Origin of the sequence: Desulfosediminicola flagellatus, from assembly GCF_005116655.2 — a bacterium.
Taxonomy (GTDB): domain Bacteria; phylum Desulfobacterota; class Desulfobulbia; order Desulfobulbales; family Desulfocapsaceae; genus Desulfopila; species Desulfopila flagellata.
In genome coordinates this window covers 5,586,655-5,608,004 of record NZ_CP050698.1, presented here as the reverse complement: position 1 = coordinate 5,608,004, position 21,350 = coordinate 5,586,655, and the positions used below count along the sequence as shown (strand labels likewise).

Here is a 21,350-nt window from a genome sequence, read left to right as displayed (position 1 = left end):
GGTTCACCTCGTTTTGCAGTGGTCCGAATTTCTCATACATCTTCAGTCAGTGCAGGTGTGTTTGCAACGTATCTGAAGCTGCAACCATAATGTATTATACCTTATTATTTCTCTTTTCGTCTACACGACAACCTCAACCTATGAGAAATACGAGGCCGGTGGGGAGTAAGCTTGTATTTCCGGGCAAACCGGATGCTGTTGTTAAAGAAATAGCTGCAAATATCATGCTTAAATATCAGAAATAGATGTTGGTTATGTGGTGTAACATCATGTTATTACGCGATTACTACTGAGTCGTATAGTATGTTTTTCCGGATATTCGGAAGTGTTTTCCACTATTCCGGAATCCATTGTGTAGAGTAAAAAAAATTGTCTGAATAAAAAAACTCACACATTTACCTAACTTTTTTGTGGCTCAGCTTGAGTCGTACCCGCGGTTACGATAGTCTAATAGATGTGGAGGTGCATCACTTGGTGACTCACTGAGGGAATAACTACCTGATGTAATAATGAATGGTGTCTTTACGGGAAAAATATGGATCAAGGTAATGAGGCATATGCCGAGGAATATAAGGCTCTCCAGGAAATACTAACACACTATCCGGCTATACATATAACATCCACTGAGAAGGATCCGCCGGAAACGTATGTCATTGAGTATAAAGTAGACGGCTATGGATATGGCCCGGATGGTAGTGTGCAGGTGGCGAATCGCCATAAGGTTGAGATAAACCTGCCATTTGGTTATCCACATTTTCCGCCGATTGTAAAGCCGATCACCAGAATCTGTCATCCTGACGTGGATGAAAATGCCGTACGTATCGCAACGTATTGGCAGGAGACACCTTCTCTGCCAGACCTTGTGGTATATATCGGCCATATGATTCGGGGTGCTGAGTACAGTGAGGAGGGCGCATTTAATCAGAATGCAGCAGAGTGGTATTCGAAGCATGCTGATAACCTGCCGCTAGGGAATATAGACTATGTTAAAGATCCGAACGCGGTTGCGCGTGTCTCTGAACCTGGCGAAGGACTCAACCTGAAACTGGTTGCCGGTATATGTATTGTGGTAGCGATGGTTGTCGGAGGCGGACTGGTGTTGAGGGATTATCAGTTGACCAAAAAGGCAGCTGATAAACTTACCGAAGCGGAGTCGCTGGTTGAAAACCTCAAATTTGAGCAGGCGAAGGAAATTGGTGAGACAGCTATAGATTCGCTTGGCGGGGTGCTGGTAATGCGTTCAACACGTGATGAACGGTTGACGCAGCTGCAGGATTTTTTGGATTCTCCCAGAATTCAGCAGGGCTTGCAGGGAAAGGTTGATTACGAAGGCGTTTTTGTAACAATAGCTGAGGCCGATGCTCTGCAACAAATAGGCAAACTCAATACGCTTGCGACAGAGTTCGTTGAAAAAGGTAATCTCCTCGATGCTATTCGATATTTTGGTGATGCAGAACGGTTGGCTGAAGAATACGGTCTTAAAAAAGCATTAGCCGAAGTGAAAAGAAGCTCCGCAAAAGCCAGGAATGACTTTTACCTTGAACTGGCCAATAACAGTTATGAGTTTGAGGAGTGGGAAAAAGCCGGAGAATTGTATGGTAAGGTTGTAAGTATTCTCAAGAACGAGGCGGATTCTCTTCCTGAGAATGATGCCACTGCTCTTGAGAAAATTGAGATATTGCGGGTTCTTTCCCTGGCTAATTTTCATGAAAGTGAAGCGACACGACTTGAAAGAGATAAGGAGTACGCCAGGGCAGCGGAACATTACCGGGCAATTGCATCAATAGTTCAGCGCAGCGAGTACCCTGAGGATTCCGTGCTGATGAGCTTGAAAAATGATGCACTGAAAGAGGTTGACCGGGTTGAAGATCAGGAGATAATAGCTGCAGGACAAGAATATTTGCTGAAAAATTTCAAAGAACTATTTAAAAAACATTATCCGGGTGTACATGGCCCTGCGTTACAATCGCCGAGGGCGAAATTTATGGGACGCTCTGGTAATAATTTTGTGTTCGTAATGTCGTGTATTGAGCTGATCCAACGTAGCTCTAATGAGTTTCGACTCTATTACCAGTACGATCCCGCCACCCGCAAATGGTCAATTTACCGGGAACGCAAGTAGTCCGGCAAAGGGTATTATGCCTGCGCAGTCAGCGATCAGGATAAACACGATATGTTCGCCTGTTACGGGATGTATGGCAGATTTTTCATGGAGGGTACGAAATGGTCACAGCAACTGATTTTTTGTTTAAAGTAGCTGAATTACAGGATGATCTGAGAGGGGTTACAGATATCTCTGATGCAAAGACCGTGACCGAAACGGCTGAACGACTGGAAGGGCTGAACTATGCTCCGACGGTGATATTGCCGGTAGCTGATTTTCTGCGAATAAAGAAGATAGATCTCCTTGCTAAAATAGAGGAAATAATATCCCTGTCAGATGAAGAAGTGTATGAACTTTCGCCGGGAGACCCTCGCAGTTACTTTGACATGAAGCTGCAATATATTGCCACACTCGTTTATTATTTCAAACAGCTGGTGCAGCTGCGCAGAGGCAATGCTGAGGCATGGGATGAGGTGGATGAACTCTATGTTCATGATTAAATCCCGGTCAATGAGCTGGCGATTTGTTTGTAAATTAACGCTTAGAGATTTTGCCGTCGCCAGTTGTCGAGATGATTCTCGACAACTGGTGAACTTGCCACTCAGGCATTTAAAATTGGCAAAACGTTGTTGTAATCTTTACCAGTTCGATGAGATAGCTCTTCAAAGAATTGTATCCACATGTACTTTGGAGTATCACTCCCCAAGAAAAAATGGGACTCCAAGTATCTTTCTATCCGAATATAACATAAATAGTTGAAACATTGAGGCGGCCTGAAGCTTCTCTCAGTGTAAGCGTGCGGGCATATAGTATGTTTTTAACATAGCTGCTGCCTGACAAGCTTCCGCCAGTTGATACCTGAGGGCAAAATGGTGCCTTTCAGGTCACTTCAGGAGGGTGTTAAACGTGGTTATAACGGTTATGCCTTGTGTTTGAGAGAGCATGATACCGGCTGATTCTATCTCAGGTGTACTATTGCCGACATACTCCAGATATCCTGCGAGGCGTGGGCTGAGGTTGTTGAGCAGTATGTTCATGATTATTTTCTATCCATTAGAGAGTTACTCATGAGTTTACAGCCGGAGGTGGATTATGTCAGCAGCGGAGAGTGTAGTAAATATGATGCTGATGGTGCTTCGGACATGTGTGGGGAGCGCGATGATCTACTCCGGAGTGCAGCTCGTGCGTGGTGAGGGGCTACTTTCAGGCACGGAGTTTGATAGTATAATGACCGGTATATTTGTCATTTTGCTCGGGTTTAATTGTATTTTTTTAGCATTTTTTAAAAAGCTTGCAGACAATACGGAGCATCGTTGAGAGATTAGCCTGGCTAAGGGATAAAAAGTATTTTCCGTTTATCCTTTTATTACCTGAATACCACCTTGTCCTGCTTCACGTAATCTTTCTATAAAGTCCTGTTCCGTGTCCTGCGGGATATCAACATGGAGCCTGATATCAGCACCATATTCTGTGTCGGTGATGATGCCGTTTTCTGCAGCAACAAGGTGTTCAGCTGTTTTAAGGAAACTGTAGGGGAGGGTGAGTGACAGTTGGCAATAGTGAATTTTGGTGATTGTCTCAAGTTCATCCATGGCGAGCTGAACAGATGAACTGTATGCTCTGGCCATTCCTCCAGTGCCGAGTTTGATGCCGCCGAAATAGCGGCTGACCACGGCGCAGATTTCTCCGACTCCTGAGTGTTGCAGAACATTAAACATCGGTTTACCGGCGCAGCCCCTGGGTTCTCCGTCATCATTCATGCCGTAGCCGGTTGGATCATTTGGTGACCCGGCTACGCAGGCCCAGCAGTTATGGTTGGCGTCTGCATGTTTTTCTGCGATTCTATGGATGAAGCTGTCTGCATCTTTGCGGGTCGGGCAATGTTCGATATAGCAGATAAAGAGACTCCGTTTAACCTTCTGTTCGACAATCACCGGTTTACCGGGTATGAGGTAACTACTCATAATTTCATATTGATGTTTTTTCTGAGCGAAGTGCATAGGCACAACCGATTCCGATCAAAAAAGCCCAGGCAAGGTTGGCTGTGAGGGTGACAGTGACCATGAGCAACACAACAAACATGTGTTTGCGGTTCATCATATCGAGTATTGACAGGCCGAGCTGGGCACCGGCAAAAATCAGCAACACCCCCAGAATAGACATGGGCAGCAGGTGAAGCAGGATGATGCCGTCATGGCCAAAGAAGAGTGCCAGAGCAAGAAACATGCAGCCGATAATCAGGTTGGATCCTGATGTTCTTGCGCCAAACCTGTAATGCGCTGCGAGTCCACCGGCTCCATGGCAGAGCGGAATTCCTCCAAACAGAAAACTTGCACCGGAGGCGATGGCCATACTGAGCGTCATTGTCTTATAGGTGACCTTTTCTGCAGCATCATGAAAATAGTCTTTTGAGAGATCTGCACTGGCAACAACTGCATTGCCGATGGTCATTGGTATCTGCGGAAGAACCAGGACAAACAGAGCTACAGACAGATCTGAGATTTGTGGCAAGCCGTACGGCAGCAGTTCAGGGAAATGCAATCCCGGTCGGATCGTTGTGAGTTCGCTCATATCTCCAAACAGTAGCCCGGCAACTAGTCCCATGGCAATAACAGCGATTCCCGCCGGTAAGCGTTTGGAATTGAGTAGAAGAGCAGTTACAGCAAAACCTGCAATCCCGAGAAGTAATCCCAGAGGAATCATGCCTATCTGCTGAACCCTGAAAAACGGTTCGGCAACGTTGCCTGTCTGTTGAAAGGCAGAGGTGCCAAGAATAAAGCGTACACCCTGACTCATCAGAAGAATACCGGTTGAGAGTTGGACGCCGCGTACAACTTCCTTGGGGATGAGACTACCTATTCGGGTAATGGCTCCGGTAAGGCCTATCAGTGTTAAAAACAGACTGACAAGCAGGGTGGAACTGCATACCTGCTGGGCTGTCATCCCGGTTGCAATCGCATAGGCGCCGATCACTTTCATGGGTTGTACAGAGACCGGAACTCTAAAATAGTATCCGGCAATAATGTAAAAAAGGCCGATTACATAGAACGTGCCCGTTGCAGAGAGACCGTTTATCACAATCATGCCGATTGTAATTGGCAGGAGTGTTCCCAGATCTCCAAGAGAACCGGCAAATTCCATCCTGTTGAATCGCATTGGTGGGTATGTTTTGGGTGATCCAGTCGCCATGGTCCGAAATTTTATTAGAATTTTATTTTTTGGGTCGTATATGATTCTAAAGTACATCAAACGCCGACAAAATGACAGAGAGGTCGTGTGTGGGGAGTGATTTTTCTTTGTCTGATTTCCTGCAGTTGTCAGTGATGAGTGGAATCCAGTGTGTGCACCTTTAATTCATTCGGGATTGGAAAGCTACGTCCAGGCCTGACAATCAAAAGGGTGGTGGATGATGGGGAGATGGCGCTTGAGGCTGAAAGTTACGTAGATTCGAGTCTTGCAAAGATTGTTTCTACTTTATAGATTAGTAGCGGATTGTTTTTAGATTAGACTGCCAGGAGGCGCAGAAATGTATATTTGTGTAGATTTTGATGGTACGATTGTTGATCATCAATACCCGGAAATCGGGGAACCGGTGCCCGGAGCAATAAAATGGATGAAGAGGTTGCAGCGTTATGGTGCCCGGCTGATTCTTTTCACTATGCGTTCGGATGAGCCGGGGCGCGAATTGTTAAGTGATGCTGTGCGATATCTGCAATCAGAAGGTATAGAGTTGTACGGTATTAATAGAAATCCCGATCAGGACGTTTGGACATCGAGCCCAAAGGCTTATGGAGAATTATATATTGATGATGCGGCTTTTGGTTGCCCGCTCATATACCCGAAAGGGTTTGGCAGGCCCTGTGTTGACTGGAAAAAGGTCGGCCCTCATGTTGAGCATATGGTGCTCAGCAGAACGTAGAAAAGGGTAAGTGCTCACAGGGCACCAAATCTTTCCGCGATCAGTCTGGTTTACGTATGACATATACGCTTCACCAACCTGCTTGCGAAAATCTTCGGCACCCTGCAATCAGTTACAAATTCAGAGGTTTAGAAAAACAAGTCGATTACCCTGTAAGTAGTTACTTTGTTTTAATCCTAAAACTCAGCATTCTCCTCAAGATCGAGGCACTGCTTAAATTTTTTACCACAGCCATATAGATGATATGACGAGGATAAAAATTTAAGCAGTAACGATGAGATTGGGCAGAAGGGTAATTTTAGGGCGAAAATTATTTTTCAAACAGGTGTTGTGTTTTCAGGCAGATCTTCACCAGCATAAGCATGAGGGGTACTTCTATCAGCACGCCTACAACTGTTGCCAATGCGGCGCCGGAGGAGAGGCCAAAGAGCATGACAGCAGTGGCGATGGCAACTTCAAAATGGTTGGATGCTCCTATCATGGCTGCAGGAGCTGCATCTTCATAAGAGAGTTTAAGCACTTTTGCGAGTCCGTAACCAATGACAAATATCAGCACAGTCTGGATGAATAAGGGGATTGCAATCCAGAGAATGGTGAGCGGATTCTGCAAAATCACTTCACCTTTAAAACTAAAAAGCAACACAAGTGTTGTGAGCAGGGCGATAATGGTGATTGGCGTAAGTACATGCAGGAATTTTTCGTTGAACCATTCCAATCCCTTGTTTTTAATTAACCAGACTCGTGACACATATCCGGCAACAAGTGGCAGTGCCACATAGATAGAGATCGAAAGCAGAAGTGCCTGCCAGGGAACAGGAAGTCTGCCCACTCCTAGAAGAAATCCACCCAGTATTCCGTAAAGCAGCAGCATCATGAGAGAGTTGATTGCCACCATAACCAGCGTCAGACCGTCATTACCTCGTGAGAGATACCCCCATACCAGCACCATCGCAGTGCAGGGCGCGATACCGAGCAGGATGCAGCCTGCAAGATAGCTGCGCCATAGAGGTATCTCCAGCATCTTTAGACCTTCATGCATCACTACCGTACCGGCACCGTGAATGGCACCAACATCAAGATCGAGGCCGAAGGGGATTTTAACAAGGTCTACTGAGGTCTCTCCGATAAATCCTTTCAGTAGATATCCCAGAAAAAATACGCAGATCGCATACATGGTAAAGGGCTTAATAGCCCAGTTGAGAAAAAGCGTTAAAAGAACTGGTTTGCCACTTTTGCCCGCCTTAATGACCGAAGTGAAATCGATCTTTACCATGATCGGGTACATCATGAAAAAGAGGCAGATCGCAATGGGGATTGAGACAACCGGTGCACCATTGACATTGATTGACATAGAATCAAGGGTGCGTGCGAGATCTGGGGCGATTTTGCCAAGCAGTATACCGCCGATAATACAGGCACCGACCCAGAGTGTGAGGTAACGCTCAAAGAGCGAAGTCATTTTGCGTTCGTTGCGATGAGGCTGATTAGGCTGAATGCTCATGATTAGTTCTCCTCAAAGTCAGGAAGGGATTGTGGTAGCGTTTGAATATACTGTTCAATTTCATCTCGGACCTTTCTGTAACAATCAAGCTGCAGTTCGATGTCATCAAATTTCTGAGCCATTTTCGGCGGGTCATCAAAGCCCACATGAACCATCTTGCAGTCTCCGCTAAATACAGGGCAGGTTTCATGGGCATGACCGCAAACGGTGACAACATAATCAAAAGTGATATCTGCCAGTTCATCAAGTAGTTTGGATGAGTGTGTTGTGATATCTATCCCTTTTTCTTTCATTACCTGAATGGCATTTTGGTTCATGCCATGTCGTTCGATCCCTGCGGACCAGACATCGAGTTGATCTGATTTCAAGTGGCGGGCAAAACCTTCAGCCATCTGGCTGCGACATGAATTGCCGGTGCAGAGAAAGAGTATTTTCAGTTTGTCTGTATTCATCTTTGCTTAGTTAGTGCTTGAACGAAAACCTGCAAATTTTTTCAAGTTCAAGGCGGGCGATAATTTTAACCGGATGAATACACAAAGTATTTTGAGGATTAAAATTTGAGACCAACGAAGAAATTGGAAAAATTGGCGGTTTTCGGTCGGGCACTAGTTAAAGGTTATGTGTTCTGGGTTGGACAGCAGTCTTCACCACGTTGTTTTCTACATATTTCCTCAGGGGAAAATGAGAGGATTTTGTGTAATTCCTCTCTGTCATTTGTAAGAACTTCAGAGGAGAGGAGTTGCGATCGCAGCCATGCAATGAGGGGCTCGTATAGAGCGTTTGGCGGAAGGGCGTAGAAGATCCATTTCCCCTCTTTTCGACTGTCCACAAGTCCGGCCCGCTGCAATACTCCAAGATGTCTGGATATGGTTGCTCCGCTTACGGCTATTAATTCAGTTATCTGGCAGGCACAGAGTTCTTCTGTTTCCTGCAGGGCAAAGATTATCCGAAGTCGGTTACGATCGGATAATGCTTTCATTATATTGACGGTATTTTCCATATGACCTGGTGCCCTGTCATGCCTCAGACGTCTAATTCTGCTCGCCCTTTTCACTTCCTGACTTCGTTACTTCTTCAGTTACATAGCTCTGCTATGCTCCATCAGTCATGCCTTGAAGGAAGAGAAAAAGCTTCACATTATTACGACATCTGACACATGACATGACACGTGTTTATTTCATTTAGCTATGTGGCTAAATGATAAACGTAAATGGAACCATATGTCAATTGAGATTGTTCAAAACACAGCTATAGAGCAGTTTCGTAATTACAATTTAATAGTATGAAAATATTAGGGATTGTTTACTGAAATATAGGAGGAGGGAGATTTGCTTAGACAGTGAGAGCATTTTTTTATTCCGAGAATGCGGTTGAGGTAGTAGGCAAATCAGGAGCGGTTCAACACTATACATTCGACCGCTCCTTGTGTATCAGGTGTGCAATGTGCTATCAGATTTTCTGCTCCACCTGTTCATAACAGGGTATACATAAAGTCTGTCCACCAAACCGACGGGTTCGTGATTCCATGGTCTGCTCTTTGCACGATTCACAGATCAGGCTTTGTAGTACCCGCGCAGGACGAGGAGGAGAATACTGCAACTCCTGGGATTGAAATATCTCCTTGAGAGGTAAATGCATCAGCCGTTTCTGTATTGATTCGCGGAGTTCAGACAGACGTTTTTTCTCAGGATCGGTGATATCTCCCGAACTATTTTTTCCCATCAGCAGTGCTAATTCATCGTGGTCACTGCCACGTGAGTCGGGTTGCAAGAGCAGTCTCACTCCACGTTCGGCCTTGCGATCATAAAACGAGAAGGCACTTTTGCCGAAGTCACGATGGATGAGATTGCCCTTACCGTATGTGCAGCCGGTGAGATACTGGATCGCATCAACACCGCACATATCAGTTTCGGTAACACATACAAGATCTGCGGGATTGGTATCAGAAAAGTTCAGTTTAACATATTCGGCGGCTCTGATACCAATGGCCAGACCTGGGCAGCTGTGTCCATGAAAGGTTATGGTTTTATCTATAACTTCAGGTGAATAGGTACAGGTCATGTTCAGCTCCTTTCAGTTAATATTCATTTCCGGGACGATAACCGGGTGTTCCTGTATATAGTGAATAATTACGGGTAGTCCATACACCTCCTCAATAACTTTGGCGGAGATGGTGTCACGGTCGCAGACAGCATGGACCATGCCGTCTTTTAAAAAGCAGTATCGGTCGGCATACCTGAGGGCGCTGTTCAGGTCATGCATGGTCATAACTGCCGATATGTTATGGCTATCGATAATATGGCGTACAACTGAGAGGATATGCACCTGGTTTCGCATATCCAGTGAACTGGTCGGCTCATCAAGAAGCAGCAGGCGCGGCTCCTGCACAAGTGCCCGGCCGATTGCAACCTTCTGCAGCTCGCCGCCACTCAGCTCATCAATATATCGCAGCGAAAGTTCTGATAGGTCAAGTCTGGTGAGGGCGGAGTCGACAATTGCCATGTCTCGATCTGTAACGCGCCAGCGAATATGGGGTTTTCGGCCCATCAATACAGCATCAAAGACCGTGAGTCGCGAGCTCTCAATACGCTGGGCGACATAGCCGATACCAAGAGCAATTTCGTTGGCGCTCATTTTCAGGACATCGCGGTCCTCGACCAGGACAGACCCTGCTGAAGGTCGGTGTATTGCGTTGATGCATTTGAGCAGTGTGGTCTTGCCGACACCGTTTGGTCCGAGAATGGCCAGCAGCTCACCACTGCCAACCTCGAGTTCGATATTATCGAATATCAGATGTCCATTATAGCCAAATGCGAGTTTTTGTATATCGAGAATCATCGTCGTCCTCCGCGAATAATAAGCCAGAAAAATGCAGGTGCGCCAAGAAAGGCGGTAAGAACAGATACCGGCAGTACATGTGGCGCGAGGATCAGGCGGGCAACTGTATCGGAGAGAAGAAGCAGCAACCCTCCGGCCAGAAGTGAGGCTGGTAAAACATACCTATGATCAGAGCCGATGAGTCGACGCATCATATGCGGTACGACAAGTCCGACAAAGCCAATGATGCCGAGAAATGAGATGATGACGGCGGTGAGCAGGGAGGCGAGCAGCATCCCCACAAGTCTGACCCTTCCTACACGGACGCCAAGGCCCCTGGCTGTCTCGTCGCCAGCGTCAATGGCGTTATAGTTCCAGCTGTTGGCGAGAAAATAGATGGTGCATATTCCACATACTCCGGCAATTAACGCCAACTCATTCCACGATGCCCGCGCTGCATCACCAAAGGTCCAGAATACCATGGCTGCAAGTTGAACATCGTCTGCGAAAAACTGTAAAAACATGGTGCCTGCCGTGAAAAACGCACCAAGTGCAACCCCTGAGAGTACCATCACTTCAGGTGTTGCTCCGCGTACACGGGTAACACCGATGATCAGGCCGGATGCCAACAGACTGAATAGAAAAGCTAAACTTGTCGTTATATACGGATTAGTGATGGAAACTGCCCCGACATTGCTTGATGTCATTACTCCACCGCCGAAAAACATCACAGATACTGCCGCACCAAAGGCGGCGGCATGGGAAATGCCGAGTGTAAAAGGTGAACCAAGCGGGTTACGCAAAATCGACTGCATTACTGCTCCGCTTACAGCTAGGCCGGCACCGGCAATAATAGCCGTCAATGCCTGCGGAAGCCTGATATTCCAGACAATTGCATCAATTCGATGGGAGGTCACTATGCCCATCAGGCTTTTGGCAACCGAATGTATAGGGAGATTTGCTGCTCCCTGTGAAATGGCAAGCACCAGCGCCGCTGTAAGCGTGAAGCACAGGGCCATGATGAAGGTTTTTTTTGTGCTGATATAATGGCGATAATTTTCCGGGACCTGCCCGTCGTCAAAATGCATGACTATTGCACAGGAACAGATGAAAAGGCCATGTTGCCACACATTGTGTTCATGGCGTTAAAAACGGGTTTTCCAACCAGGAATTCATAAATTTCATCCGCTTTTTCAGTAGGATTGATATCAGTAAACCTGTCAGGGTAGAGAGTTTTGCCAATGTAATAGCTGTTGGCCAGAGTAGATCCATGATTGGCTGCATACATATTATAGGGGAGAAGGCCGAAAACCTTTCCACTCTGCACGGCCGAGAGCGTTCTGTAGGCAGGATCATGACGCAACTCATAGAGACCGCCTGCATCTTCTCCCAGCCGGATGGTCGACAAGTCGAGAAAGAGGTAGTTCGGATTCCAGGAAACAATTTTTTCTTTCGCCACATTCGAATTGCTTAATTCGTGCTCACCAGCGATTTTTACAGCTGCACAATTTTGTGCATCCAGAAAAGCGAACGGCGGATAGGTCGGTTCTGTCGACTGGAAGCCGTGTGGCCCTTTAAAGGCAACTCCCCCGAGATATACGGAGGGGCGCATGTCAATATTTGTAGTCCGATGTTGTATATCAGTAATGGTCTGTTCAATAAAGGTGATGACCTGCTCTGCCCGTTGCTCTTTTCCCAGCACGGTTGCCATTGTCCGAAGCGACGTATAGAACTCAGGACGAAGTTGAGTAAGATTGCCGTATTGCAATACTACAACAGGAATACCTGTTTTCTGCTGAAGCTCAATCGGGTCGTGGCCCATTTGTGAGAACGTTTTGAATATTACCTGAGGTTGATTTTCAAGCGTGAGAATCTGCTCAGGGTGATCGTGACCGCGAAATTCACCAAAGACAGGCAGTGCTTTAAACTGCGGGTTGGCAATGGCATAAGGTCGGGGATCACGTTGTCGTTTTCTGGTTTCAAGGTCATCCACTCCGACGAGTGTGTTCTGACTTTGAAGATAGCTGAGTAAGCGTACGCATCCGGCACCTGAGCAGATTACCTGGTTGACGGTGTCCGGAATCGTCACGGTTCGGCCAGCACCGTCAACTATACTACGTGCTTGAGTTGTGGTTGCCACCAGCAGTAATAGATAGAAAATCAGAAATACTCTTGTCGTCATTGTACCCTCCGTTAGAGAAGTAATATTTTAATAAATATCGTGTTACGGAGAATGTTTACCAGGAAAGTAGTGGTAGAGTCAAGCTGGATAATATGAATAATGAATTCGTATTACTGTGTAACACTCTAACTTGTTGATGTTTGTTTAGCTTTCCTGGCAGGGGGATGTGGCGTTGAGGTGGTGGTTTGGGGAAGTGGTCATTTTGAAGATAAAAGCGTATTGGAAATAGCTTTGGCAGGTATGGGAAGTGGAAAATGTGGGGAAGATTAAACCAGGTTATAGCGAAAATCCCTGTCCAGCCATAAACTGTGGCTGAACAGGTGATTCTTTTATGTCTGTATGTTTACAGATACAGCCAGAGAAAAAAGATCGGGATCAAAAAACCGATACCGGTTAGCCATTTACCGCGACCGGTTATCCCTTTTTGGCCGCGTAATACAAAGAGGCCTGTTATTGAGAGCAGAGCAAGTGAAATTGCATAGATATCTGCCACCCAGGTCCAGAGTTTTTTTGCGTGATTGATGTGGAGGAAGTTCATTTCATAGAGAACTTTTCTCGGTTGGTTCTTCTCCTGAAAGACCGCCCCGGTCTTCAGGTTGGCAGTGACATTGTTGTTGACGACAAAAATCTGTAAGTTTGTGTCATCCTGTTGGTAACTGCCTTTAATCTTACCTGTCTCATCAATCTGGCTTAATACAGCGTGGATGAGTTTGTCACCTGTAAGGCCTTGCAACGGTTCTGTATTGATGGTCGATTGAATTCGCTCAATACGGTAATTCGGGTTCCAGTCGGCGATGTGGTTCACCGCAATACCGGAAATTGCATAGATGATCGTGAGCCCGAAACAGAGATAGCCGAGGTCCCTGTGGAGAATATTATTCCAGCGGCGCCATTTCATAAAAAATACTCCGGAAGTAGTAACTATTCAGCGTAATACAAATACTCTTTGCTAAACTAGAGTATGTAACTATTACCGGAATTATTCGTTAATTTCTGCGCCAAGCCCGACAAGACGGATGAAACGTTTGTTACTGTCAAGATGTGAAGGATCGAAGGGCTTACCTTTTTCTTCTGCCATGTGTTTGAGGTAATTGAGTTTATCCTGCTCAGACATCTGAAGCTCTTCAACGATACCCTCAACGATGCCGATATGTCCCATGGCGCTCATAGGGAATACGATTTCTCCATCAAGTACTTTGATCTGGATTTTTTCGTGTGGACGATCACCTGCTACATACATCCAGCATCCGCGTTTGGAGCAGACATCAATGATCATGCCTTCTATTCTCACCATTTTACCGATATAATCATCCGGATTGTCAAGGATAACAGAAACAAGTGTGGTTTCTTCAAGTGTGACTCCCTTGCCATATGTTTTGGCAAAAGATGGTGAAGCAATAAAAAGTGAGGCGGCAAGTAATAGTAAAATGAGCTTTTTCATGGGATCTCCTGAGTAAATAATTACAAAAAAAGTAGAGTGTCATGCTGGATCCTGTCTATCAATCCTCATGCCAGGCGGCACTGTGTAGTATGAAATAGCGATCTGATCATGTAAAGTTATGCATTTGCATGATTTGTTGAGAGGCGGTGAGGAGTGAGACAGGAGTAGAAACTGTATCGCATTCGACAATATTGTCGAATGCGATAGGCAAATGTCGAGAACGTGATGCAGAGGTGAAGCTGCAGGTGAGTATTTAGTGCCCGACCGAAAACCGCCAATTTTCTCAATTTTTTTATTTGAATCAGATGTTAATCCTCAAAATACGCAGTGTATTCATCGGTAAAAATTATCGTCGCCTTTAATTGGAAAAAATTTGCAGGTTTTCGTTCAGACACTAATTACCCTGCTTTCTATTTTTACGTTTTCGTTTACTCTTTTTCTTCTTTTTAATCGGTTTTGGTCTTTTCGGTCGCTTTTTAGAAGCTTTTTTTCTGTTGGTGTTCTTACTCTTCGTTGACCGTACCATTTTCGGTATCGTTGACTCAGTTTCAACTTCAGGTTCGGAGGCAATAGCCTGGGGCTTACTAATTTCCTGGTGCTCTTCTATTGGTGTTTCTTGGGAAGAGGGTGCTTTGGAAGGCTCAATCGCGGCTGTCTCATCTGTAACAGCCTGGTCAGTCAGCAGCTCGGCAGGAAACATCTCAATGCCTTTTTCTTTGAACCGTTTAACCAGATAACGAATCTGGCCAATAGTCAGCCCTGATTTTTCGGCAGCCTCAGTCTGAGTCGCGCCATCATCAATAAAAAGGAGTGCTGCAGCACGCTGACCGGCGTCGGAACTATCCAGGTTCTTAAGTTGTGTGCATATTGCCTTGTCTTCAATTGACAGTAGTTGGGTGGCAGATATAGAATTGTGTTGTGTCATACTTAGGGTTGTCCGGATTATGTAATGGAATCGTTAGGGAAATGGGATTGTCTGTTTGTCAGACCAGCCAAAAGTAAGGAGTGAATGTACAATTAATGGGCAGGATATTCAAGGGGGATGCTAGCTTTTAGCGTTTTAAGCCCCTATCATAGAGAGAAGATTTTCAATCAGGAATCATTCGGCTGGTTCACTTTCCTGAAGATATTTCTACAGAAAAATGCTAGTCTACATGGTTCTGCTCTAGTCAATCAGCGTATTTCGCCTCAAAGTGCAAACCAAAACGTCACTATACCATCTCATGCAGTCCACATAAGTCAACGGCAAACTACGCTACTGCTGAGATATTTTGAAATAAAAAGGATGGGATTATGGGTGTGAAAATCACACAACTCTACCGGAAGCTTGATGATAACAGGGCCTATTGCTTCAATGTCGAATCTACCCGGGAGTTGACAGAGCAGGAACTGACCAAACTTCGATTGGTCCTGGCGGATGGCTTTCTACCGGAGACTGTTTCCACCAAACCGGTGTTAGGCGGAGACCGGGTAGTTGAGGTTGGACCACGAATGAACTTTGCAACCGCATGGTCCTCCAATATGGTCTCTATCTGTCAGGCTACCGGGCTTGATATGATCACCAGAGTAGAGCGTTCACGTCGCTATCATGTTCCTGCTGATCAGGATGTGCAGCAATTCATTGATGCCAATCACGATCGCATGACCGAATGTCATTATCCAGAGCCTCTTACTACTTTCGAAACAGGTGTTACACCTGAGGCTGTATACGATGTTGATCTGATGAGTCAGGGCGCTGACGGATTGCTGAATATCCCGGGCATCTCTATGGATGAGTGGGATCGAAACCTCTATTACGATTACTTTGTTAATACCTTAAAGCGTAATCCTACCATCGTTGAGATCATGGATCTCAATAACGCTAACTCAGAGCATTCGCGCCATGGCTTCTTTAAAGGCAAGCAGGTGATTGACGGCGAAGAGATGGAAGGAACCCTTTTTGATCTTGTAGTCGGCACCCTCGATGCCAACCCTAAAGGTTCGCTGATCGCCTTTAAAGATAACTCAAGTGTTATTAAGGGCGCTGATATTACTACGCTTCATCCTGTTCAGCCTGGAAATCCCGGACCGTTCAAATCCGTGGATGTGACCTATAACCTGCTGCTGACAGCTGAGACACATAACTTTCCTACTGGTGTTGCACCTTTTCCGGGAGCAGAGACAGGAACCGGTGGACGTATTCGTGACGTCCTGGGAACAGGTAAAGGTGCTTACGTAGTTGCGGGTACAGCCGGATACTGTGTCGGTAACCTCAATATTCCCGGATATCCACTGAGTTGGGAGAGCGATTATCCGATCCCGAATAATCTTGCCAGACCGCTTGAAGTTGAGATTGAGGCCAGTAACGGTGCTTCAGATTACGGTAACAAATTTGGTGAGCCGGTTATTCAGGGTTTTACCCGATCTTTTGATATGCGTCTCGAAGACGGCGAGCGATGGGGATTCTTAAAACCCATTATGTTTACTGCCGGTATCGGTCAGATGGATGATCGTCACTCCGAGAAAGAGAAAGAAGAGAAAGGCATGCTCATCGTTCAGGTGGGTGGTCCCGCATACCGTGTAGGTTTTGGTGGTGGTGCCGCATCCAGCATGATGCAGGGTGAGAACGCTTCAGATCTCGACTTTGACGCTGTACAGCGTGGTGATGCCGAGATGGCCCAGAAGATGAGCCGTGTTATTCGTGCCTGCAACGAGATGGGTGATAAAACCCTCATCGATGTTATGCATGACCAGGGTGCAGGTGGACCGGCCAACGTTATGAAAGAGTTGGTTGAGAATTCCGGTGGTCGAGTGGAAATTCGCAACATTCGGGTGGGTGATCCTACCATGTCTGTTTTGGAAATCTATGTTGCCGAGTATCAGGAGCGATGCGGTTTACTCATCAGCCCTGACAATATTGAAGCGTTTAAGGCAATTTGTGAGCGTGAAAAAGTTGGCTGCGAGGTGCTTGGTGTAGTAACCGGCGATCTGAAATTTGTTGTTCACGATGCAAATGACGGAACAACCCCTGTTGATATCGATCTGGATGCACTACTTGGAAAAATCCCGCAGAAGACTTTCGAAGATAATCGAAAGCCATATGTCGGTAAGCCGCTTGAGTTACCAGCTGATCTCACTGTGAAAGACGCTCTGGATAAAGTGTTGCGACTGGTCTCTGTCGGTTCAAAACGCTTTTTGACCAACAAGGTAGATCGTGCAGTAACAGGTCTTATCGCTCAGCAGCAATGTTGTGGTCCGCTCCAGCTTACTGTTGCTGATGTTGCGGTTGTTGCTCAGTCGCATTTTGGTCTTACAGGAATTGCCACCGCAATCGGTGAGCAGTCAATCAAGATGCTTGTTGATCCTGCTGCCGGTGCGCGTATGGCCGTAGGTGAGGTTATGACCAACCTTGTATGGGCAAAGATTGATGATTTGGATCAGGTGAAGTGTTCAGCCAACTGGATGTGGGCTCCAAAGCTTGAAGGTGAGGGAGCAGCCCTTTACGATGCTGCCAAAGCGATGTGTGATGCCATGATTGAGGTTGGTATCGCGGTTGATGGTGGAAAAGACAGTCTCTCCATGGCAACAATGGTTGGTGACGAGACAGTAAAATCTCCGCGCGAACTGGTTATTTCTGTTTATGCAGCGATGGCTGATCTCACCAAAAAGGTTAACCCTGATCTTAAGCAGGCAGGTAACTCTGTCCTGGTTTTCATTGATCCTGTTGATGGAAAAAATCGCATGGGCGGCAGTGCTCTTGCCCAGGTACATCGTCAGCTTGGTGATGTCAGCCCTGACGTTGATGATCCTGCAAAATTGAAAGCGGCATTTAATGCTATTCAGCAGATGATCGATAAATGCCTTATCAGCGCTGGTCATGATCGTAGTGATGGTGGTCTTGTTACCACTGTACTTGAGATGGCTTTTGCAGGTAACTGCGGACTGGATATTAGCCTCAAAGGTGATGATTCAGTTGTTGATACGCTCTTCTCTGAAGAAGTGGGCATGGTGGTTGAGTGTACTGAGGCGAATCTTGCTGCGGTTCAGCAATTGCTTAAAAGTGCAGGAATCACAAACAGTGTGATTGGTAAAACAACCACAGATAAACAGGTAAAGGTCAGCTTTAACGGCGAATCGGTACTCGATGAATCAATGATTGAGCTTCGCAGCTGGTGGGAAGAGACAAGCTATCAGCTTGAGCGTTTACAGTCTAATCCCGGGTGTGCAGCTGAAGAAAAGGCAAACATCCATGATCGTAAAGGTCCTGCATATGTGCTGCCGTTTGAGCCGCAGCCAACTCCTGCAGAGCGCCTAGCAGCCACAGATAAGCCAAAAGTTGCCATTCTGCGTGATGAGGGTTCCAACTCTGATCGCGAGATGACAAGTGCATTTTATGCCGCAGGTTTTGAGCCGTGGGATATCTGCATGAATGACTTGTTGGCCGGCAAGGTAAATCTTGACGAGTTCCGTGGTCTGGCAGCGGTCGGCGGCTTTTCTTATGCCGATGTTCCTGAGTCAGCAAAAGGCTGGGCAGCTACCATTATGTTTAATGATCGTCTGCAGAAAATGTTCAGGGATTTTTATAATCGTGAAGATACCTTTACTCTGGGAATCTGTAATGGTTGCCAGTTGTTCGGTCTTTTGGGCTGGGTTCCTGAACTTGATGTTCCGGCAGAAAAGCAGCCGCGTTTTATCCGCAATAATTCAGGGAGATTTGAGTCTCGCTGGGCAAGCGTTAAGGTGCAGAAAAGTAATGCGATGATGCTGCAGGGTATGGAAGGGACTGTTTTCGGAATCCATGTCGATCATGGTGAAGGAAAGCTGCACTTCCCTGACGCTGCCATCAAAGAGCAGGTTACAACAAACGGCATGACCCCGATGGTCTATGTGGATGACAATGGTGAGGCCACCGAAAAGTATCCATTTAACCCGAACGGATCACCGGAAGGTCTTGCAGGTCTGTGTTCGGCAGATGGACGTCATCTGGCCTTAATGCCCCATCCTGAGCGTGCATTTCTCTCTTGGCAGGCACATTACCTGCCTGAAGATCTGAAACATCTTAAGGTTTCGCCGTGGATAAAGATGTTCCAGAATGCCTATCAGTGGTGTGTTAGATAAAAGATAGATTTTTCAAGATACTTTTCGAGATCCAGGTAATTATCTTTTAAGCAAGAAGCGGTTTGTGCTCTCATGAGTGTAAACCGCTTTTTATTGTACTGGCGTATATGGTGTTGTTTTGCTGTTTCAGCGCATAGCCGGAAATAATGGCAATTAGCATAAAAACAGAATAGGATAGCGCATTCAAAAACGCGGCATTTTCACGTTAGTGAAGATGTTTATATATGTATAATTATAACAACAGGTAAGTAGATGCATTTATTTGAGACAGAAGAAGGCGACAAGTGGGTCTGTATTTGGTGCGGAAAAGAGAAATATGACGAAATTATAGAGAGCAAGTGGGAGCACATCTTTGATAAAGAAGATCCTACTTTACGCTGTGTTTTCTGTAAAAAGGGTGATTATAATTTTGATGAAGATTGATTCAGAACTCCCTGTCTGTAATTCTTCAGTCACAGCACGTATCTAATAGCCGGTGGATCAGTCCGGCTATCAGAAAATGCAGCCTTTTACATGCCTGAGGGGCTGATCATTCAGAACCACCAGATCATTCGCTTTGCAGGATTGCCGAATGACTCAAAGGAATCTCCTGATTCACGGAGAACATCTTCAAGATCAGTTGTGCTGAACTGATACCCGTCTTCTCCGGCCTGTACGACAAATTCATCCATTGATTTCACTGCGTCGTACTTATTCCGGATTGCCTCGTTTTCCCCACCCGCTATGAGTAACTCTTCTACGTTCTTTTTTGACATTGGGTACACTCCTTATTGCCTGGATCTGTTGGAACAGTTGCTCTCATTTAGAACTACTCCTCGTAATTTCCCAATCACATCGCAAAAGTCATGCCAATCGTTTGATTAGCAACTTAATACCCTGTTATGTCCATAATTTAATGGCGTGGAAGATGGTTTGATTGACAATAAGGACGTCGTCGTCCGAATTGGTCCAAGATGACAAAAACGTTATGTTGCGACAAAAGTGAAGCAACTGTGACAACGTGACGTATTAAAGAATGGGGAGAGCAGGGACTGACCAGGAGGCTGTCCGAGAATGGCCTTTTCGCCCATATCTTCGTTAAACTCGAAAAATTATCCTCGGAATATTAAGTATATGCCTGCGGTAATTTTTCGAGTTTGCCTCGATCTGAACGAAAACTTCTATTCTCGGACACCCTCCTAGTGTGGTCAATTCCATGAAGAGCAGGGATCAAAGACATTCATAACGACAATTTCCGCCTTCGGGTAACCATGGTGTTTGCCTGTAGCACGACCAATGCCGAGGAAGCCTTCACTACCAGTCATACCGCTATTATCGTTGAACGCATCCCATAAGATTGTGTGTCGGTGTCCCCAGTTGCTGCCACTGTCAGCATAGAGCCACATATAGACAGCCTGCTCGAGGGGAAAAGTTGTGCCGGACCAGAATACTGCAAGGTTTTCAGCCACACTAAGAAAATCACTGCAGGTATGAATTGCCTTTGCGCTGGCAAGCCTTTCCCACGGCGAACGACCGTCAGCAAGATGGTCAAAGGTATCTGTTTTCATCAGGTAATCTGCGTAATATCTGGCTACTTCTGTAACATTATCTTCTGTTCCGTCAAGGAGTTCTAAATTTCTTGCTCGTCGCTCATCGTTAATCAGCCAGAGCGCCTTTTCATTGTCACTCATGGTATCCCATTTATACTGATTCGGGAGTTGTATAGGGGGGAGAGAGCAACCGTTCTGTGTGTTTTCATTAGCTCGGGCGAGATTGAACTGGGCTTCAATTTCCGCAAGGCTACTTTGTTGTGAATAATCCCAATCTGTATCTTTTATAGGGTCGGGTGGGTGTGAAGCGAGGGCAGGGGTAAGACAGGTAGTCAGGCTTATCAGCATGGCTAGAACTATACAAGATAAGGTGTGTAGTCTTTTTTCCATATTTACTCTATTTCCTCTGTGTCCCAGATTCCTGTCGTATCCTTATGGCGGTACCATAAAAAACGACTGACAATGAATCCGCATGTCAGGTAAGTATCTTGTTATAAAGGGAAAAATAGATAAACTATTCTATGAAGGTAGGGTAAACAACATTTTTTTTGTCTGTGCAGAGTGAAGACACGAAGATCTTGGAGAGAAAGGTGATTTAAAAATCAATAATATCAGATGGATGAGCAATAATGAAAATGCATGACGAGAGTAAGAAAAAAATGCGAAAAATAGCGAGGTTGATCAGAATTACCTGTCAAAAAAAGGAGTTATAACTGTTTGTTGGTGCCGGGTTGTTTGTCATTATGCATGAGGATATTGG

General features: G+C 45.8%; 21 protein-coding genes. 6 read left to right on the top strand and 15 right to left on the bottom strand.

The window, feature by feature from the left end; all coding sequences use genetic code 11:
- Positions 1–535: 535 nt before the first annotated feature.
- Both FCL46_RS23220 and FCL46_RS23215 read left to right on the top strand, forming a co-directional pair.
- The gene (locus FCL46_RS23220; protein WP_136809543.1) at positions 536–2,122 is read left to right on the top strand and encodes a ubiquitin-conjugating enzyme E2; all 1,587 of its coding nucleotides are present in this window, start codon (positions 536–538) and stop codon (positions 2,120–2,122) included.
- Between the two features lie 101 nt (positions 2,123–2,223).
- Positions 2,224–2,604: a hypothetical protein gene (locus FCL46_RS23215; RefSeq protein WP_136809541.1), complete on the top strand. Its 381-nt coding sequence runs from the start codon at positions 2,224–2,226 to the stop codon at positions 2,602–2,604.
- A 384-nt stretch (positions 2,605–2,988) separates the two neighbouring features.
- Here the strand turns inward: FCL46_RS23215 and FCL46_RS23210 are convergent, their stop codons facing one another.
- Positions 2,989–3,141, bottom strand: a complete 153-nt coding sequence (locus tag FCL46_RS23210; protein ID WP_153307139.1) for a hypothetical protein — start codon at positions 3,139–3,141, stop codon at positions 2,989–2,991.
- A gap of 55 nt (positions 3,142–3,196) precedes the next feature.
- Between FCL46_RS23210 and FCL46_RS23205 the strand changes: the two genes are divergently transcribed.
- The gene (locus tag FCL46_RS23205; protein WP_136809539.1) at positions 3,197–3,421 is read left to right on the top strand and encodes a hypothetical protein; all 225 of its coding nucleotides are present in this window, start codon (positions 3,197–3,199) and stop codon (positions 3,419–3,421) included.
- 38 nt (positions 3,422–3,459) lie between these two features.
- On the opposite strand, the gene FCL46_RS23200 is transcribed toward FCL46_RS23205, so the two are convergent.
- Complete coding sequence (locus tag FCL46_RS23200; protein WP_167506008.1) at positions 3,460–4,068, bottom strand: YigZ family protein; 609 nt, start codon at positions 4,066–4,068, stop codon at positions 3,460–3,462.
- Between the two features lie 4 nt (positions 4,069–4,072).
- Complete coding sequence (locus FCL46_RS23195) at positions 4,073–5,260, bottom strand: putative sulfate/molybdate transporter (RefSeq protein WP_136809535.1); 1,188 nt, start codon at positions 5,258–5,260, stop codon at positions 4,073–4,075.
- 370 nt (positions 5,261–5,630) lie between these two features.
- Between FCL46_RS23195 and FCL46_RS23190 the strand changes: the two genes are divergently transcribed.
- Entirely contained in the window at positions 5,631–6,023 is a 393-nt protein-coding gene (locus tag FCL46_RS23190) for an HAD family hydrolase (protein WP_136809533.1), read from the top strand.
- 310 nt (positions 6,024–6,333) lie between these two features.
- On the opposite strand, the gene arsB is transcribed toward FCL46_RS23190, so the two are convergent.
- The 10 genes from arsB to FCL46_RS23140 all read right to left on the bottom strand — a co-directional run bounded on the left by arsB (position 6,334) and on the right by FCL46_RS23140 (position 14,889).
- Positions 6,334–7,524, bottom strand: coding sequence for an ACR3 family arsenite efflux transporter (gene arsB / locus FCL46_RS23185; protein ID WP_136809531.1), 1,191 nt, complete (start codon positions 7,522–7,524; stop codon positions 6,334–6,336).
- Between the two features lie 2 nt (positions 7,525–7,526).
- On the bottom strand, positions 7,527–7,976 hold the full coding sequence (locus FCL46_RS23180; protein ID WP_136809530.1) for an arsenate reductase ArsC: 450 nt from the start codon (positions 7,974–7,976) through the stop codon (positions 7,527–7,529).
- Between the two features lie 164 nt (positions 7,977–8,140).
- Positions 8,141–8,503 carry an ArsR/SmtB family transcription factor gene (locus tag FCL46_RS23175; RefSeq protein WP_217909501.1) on the bottom strand — a complete coding sequence of 121 codons (363 nt, stop codon included), beginning with the start codon at positions 8,501–8,503 and terminating at the stop codon, positions 8,141–8,143.
- A gap of 470 nt (positions 8,504–8,973) precedes the next feature.
- The gene (locus FCL46_RS23170; protein WP_136809526.1) at positions 8,974–9,585 is read right to left on the bottom strand and encodes an FmdE family protein; all 612 of its coding nucleotides are present in this window, start codon (positions 9,583–9,585) and stop codon (positions 8,974–8,976) included.
- A gap of 12 nt (positions 9,586–9,597) precedes the next feature.
- A complete protein-coding gene (locus FCL46_RS23165; RefSeq protein WP_136809524.1) occupies positions 9,598–10,362 on the bottom strand; it encodes an ABC transporter ATP-binding protein in 765 nt (254 codons plus the stop codon).
- Entirely contained in the window at positions 10,359–11,429 is a 1,071-nt protein-coding gene (locus FCL46_RS23160) for a FecCD family ABC transporter permease (protein ID WP_136809522.1), read from the bottom strand. The genes FCL46_RS23165 and FCL46_RS23160 overlap by 4 nt, the downstream gene beginning before the upstream one ends.
- A 2-nt stretch (positions 11,430–11,431) precedes the next feature.
- Entirely contained in the window at positions 11,432–12,523 is a 1,092-nt protein-coding gene (locus tag FCL46_RS23155) for an iron ABC transporter substrate-binding protein (protein WP_136809520.1), read from the bottom strand.
- 343 nt (positions 12,524–12,866) lie between these two features.
- A complete protein-coding gene (locus tag FCL46_RS23150) occupies positions 12,867–13,421 on the bottom strand; it encodes a PepSY-associated TM helix domain-containing protein (protein WP_136809518.1) in 555 nt (184 codons plus the stop codon).
- Positions 13,422–13,502: 81 nt separating this feature from the next.
- Positions 13,503–13,964, bottom strand: coding sequence for a DUF4920 domain-containing protein (locus FCL46_RS23145; protein ID WP_136809517.1), 462 nt, complete (start codon positions 13,962–13,964; stop codon positions 13,503–13,505).
- A 394-nt stretch (positions 13,965–14,358) separates the two neighbouring features.
- Entirely contained in the window at positions 14,359–14,889 is a 531-nt protein-coding gene (locus FCL46_RS23140; RefSeq protein WP_136809515.1) for a helix-turn-helix domain-containing protein, read from the bottom strand.
- A 368-nt stretch (positions 14,890–15,257) separates the two neighbouring features.
- Here FCL46_RS23140 and purL point away from each other — a divergent pair, with 368 nt between their 5' ends.
- Both purL and FCL46_RS23130 read left to right on the top strand, forming a co-directional pair.
- Complete coding sequence (gene purL / locus FCL46_RS23135) at positions 15,258–19,061, top strand: phosphoribosylformylglycinamidine synthase (protein WP_136809513.1); 3,804 nt, start codon at positions 15,258–15,260, stop codon at positions 19,059–19,061.
- Between the two features lie 252 nt (positions 19,062–19,313).
- Positions 19,314–19,484, top strand: a complete 171-nt coding sequence (locus FCL46_RS23130; RefSeq protein ID WP_153307138.1) for a hypothetical protein — start codon at positions 19,314–19,316, stop codon at positions 19,482–19,484.
- Between the two features lie 110 nt (positions 19,485–19,594).
- On the opposite strand, the gene FCL46_RS23125 is transcribed toward FCL46_RS23130, so the two are convergent.
- Positions 19,595–19,816 carry a Nif11-like leader peptide family natural product precursor gene (locus FCL46_RS23125; RefSeq protein WP_136809512.1) on the bottom strand — a complete coding sequence of 74 codons (222 nt, stop codon included), beginning with the start codon at positions 19,814–19,816 and terminating at the stop codon, positions 19,595–19,597.
- Between the two features lie 432 nt (positions 19,817–20,248).
- Positions 20,249–20,980, bottom strand: a complete 732-nt coding sequence (locus FCL46_RS23120) for a CAP domain-containing protein (RefSeq protein ID WP_136809510.1) — start codon at positions 20,978–20,980, stop codon at positions 20,249–20,251.
- Positions 20,981–21,350: the final 370 nt, after the last annotated feature.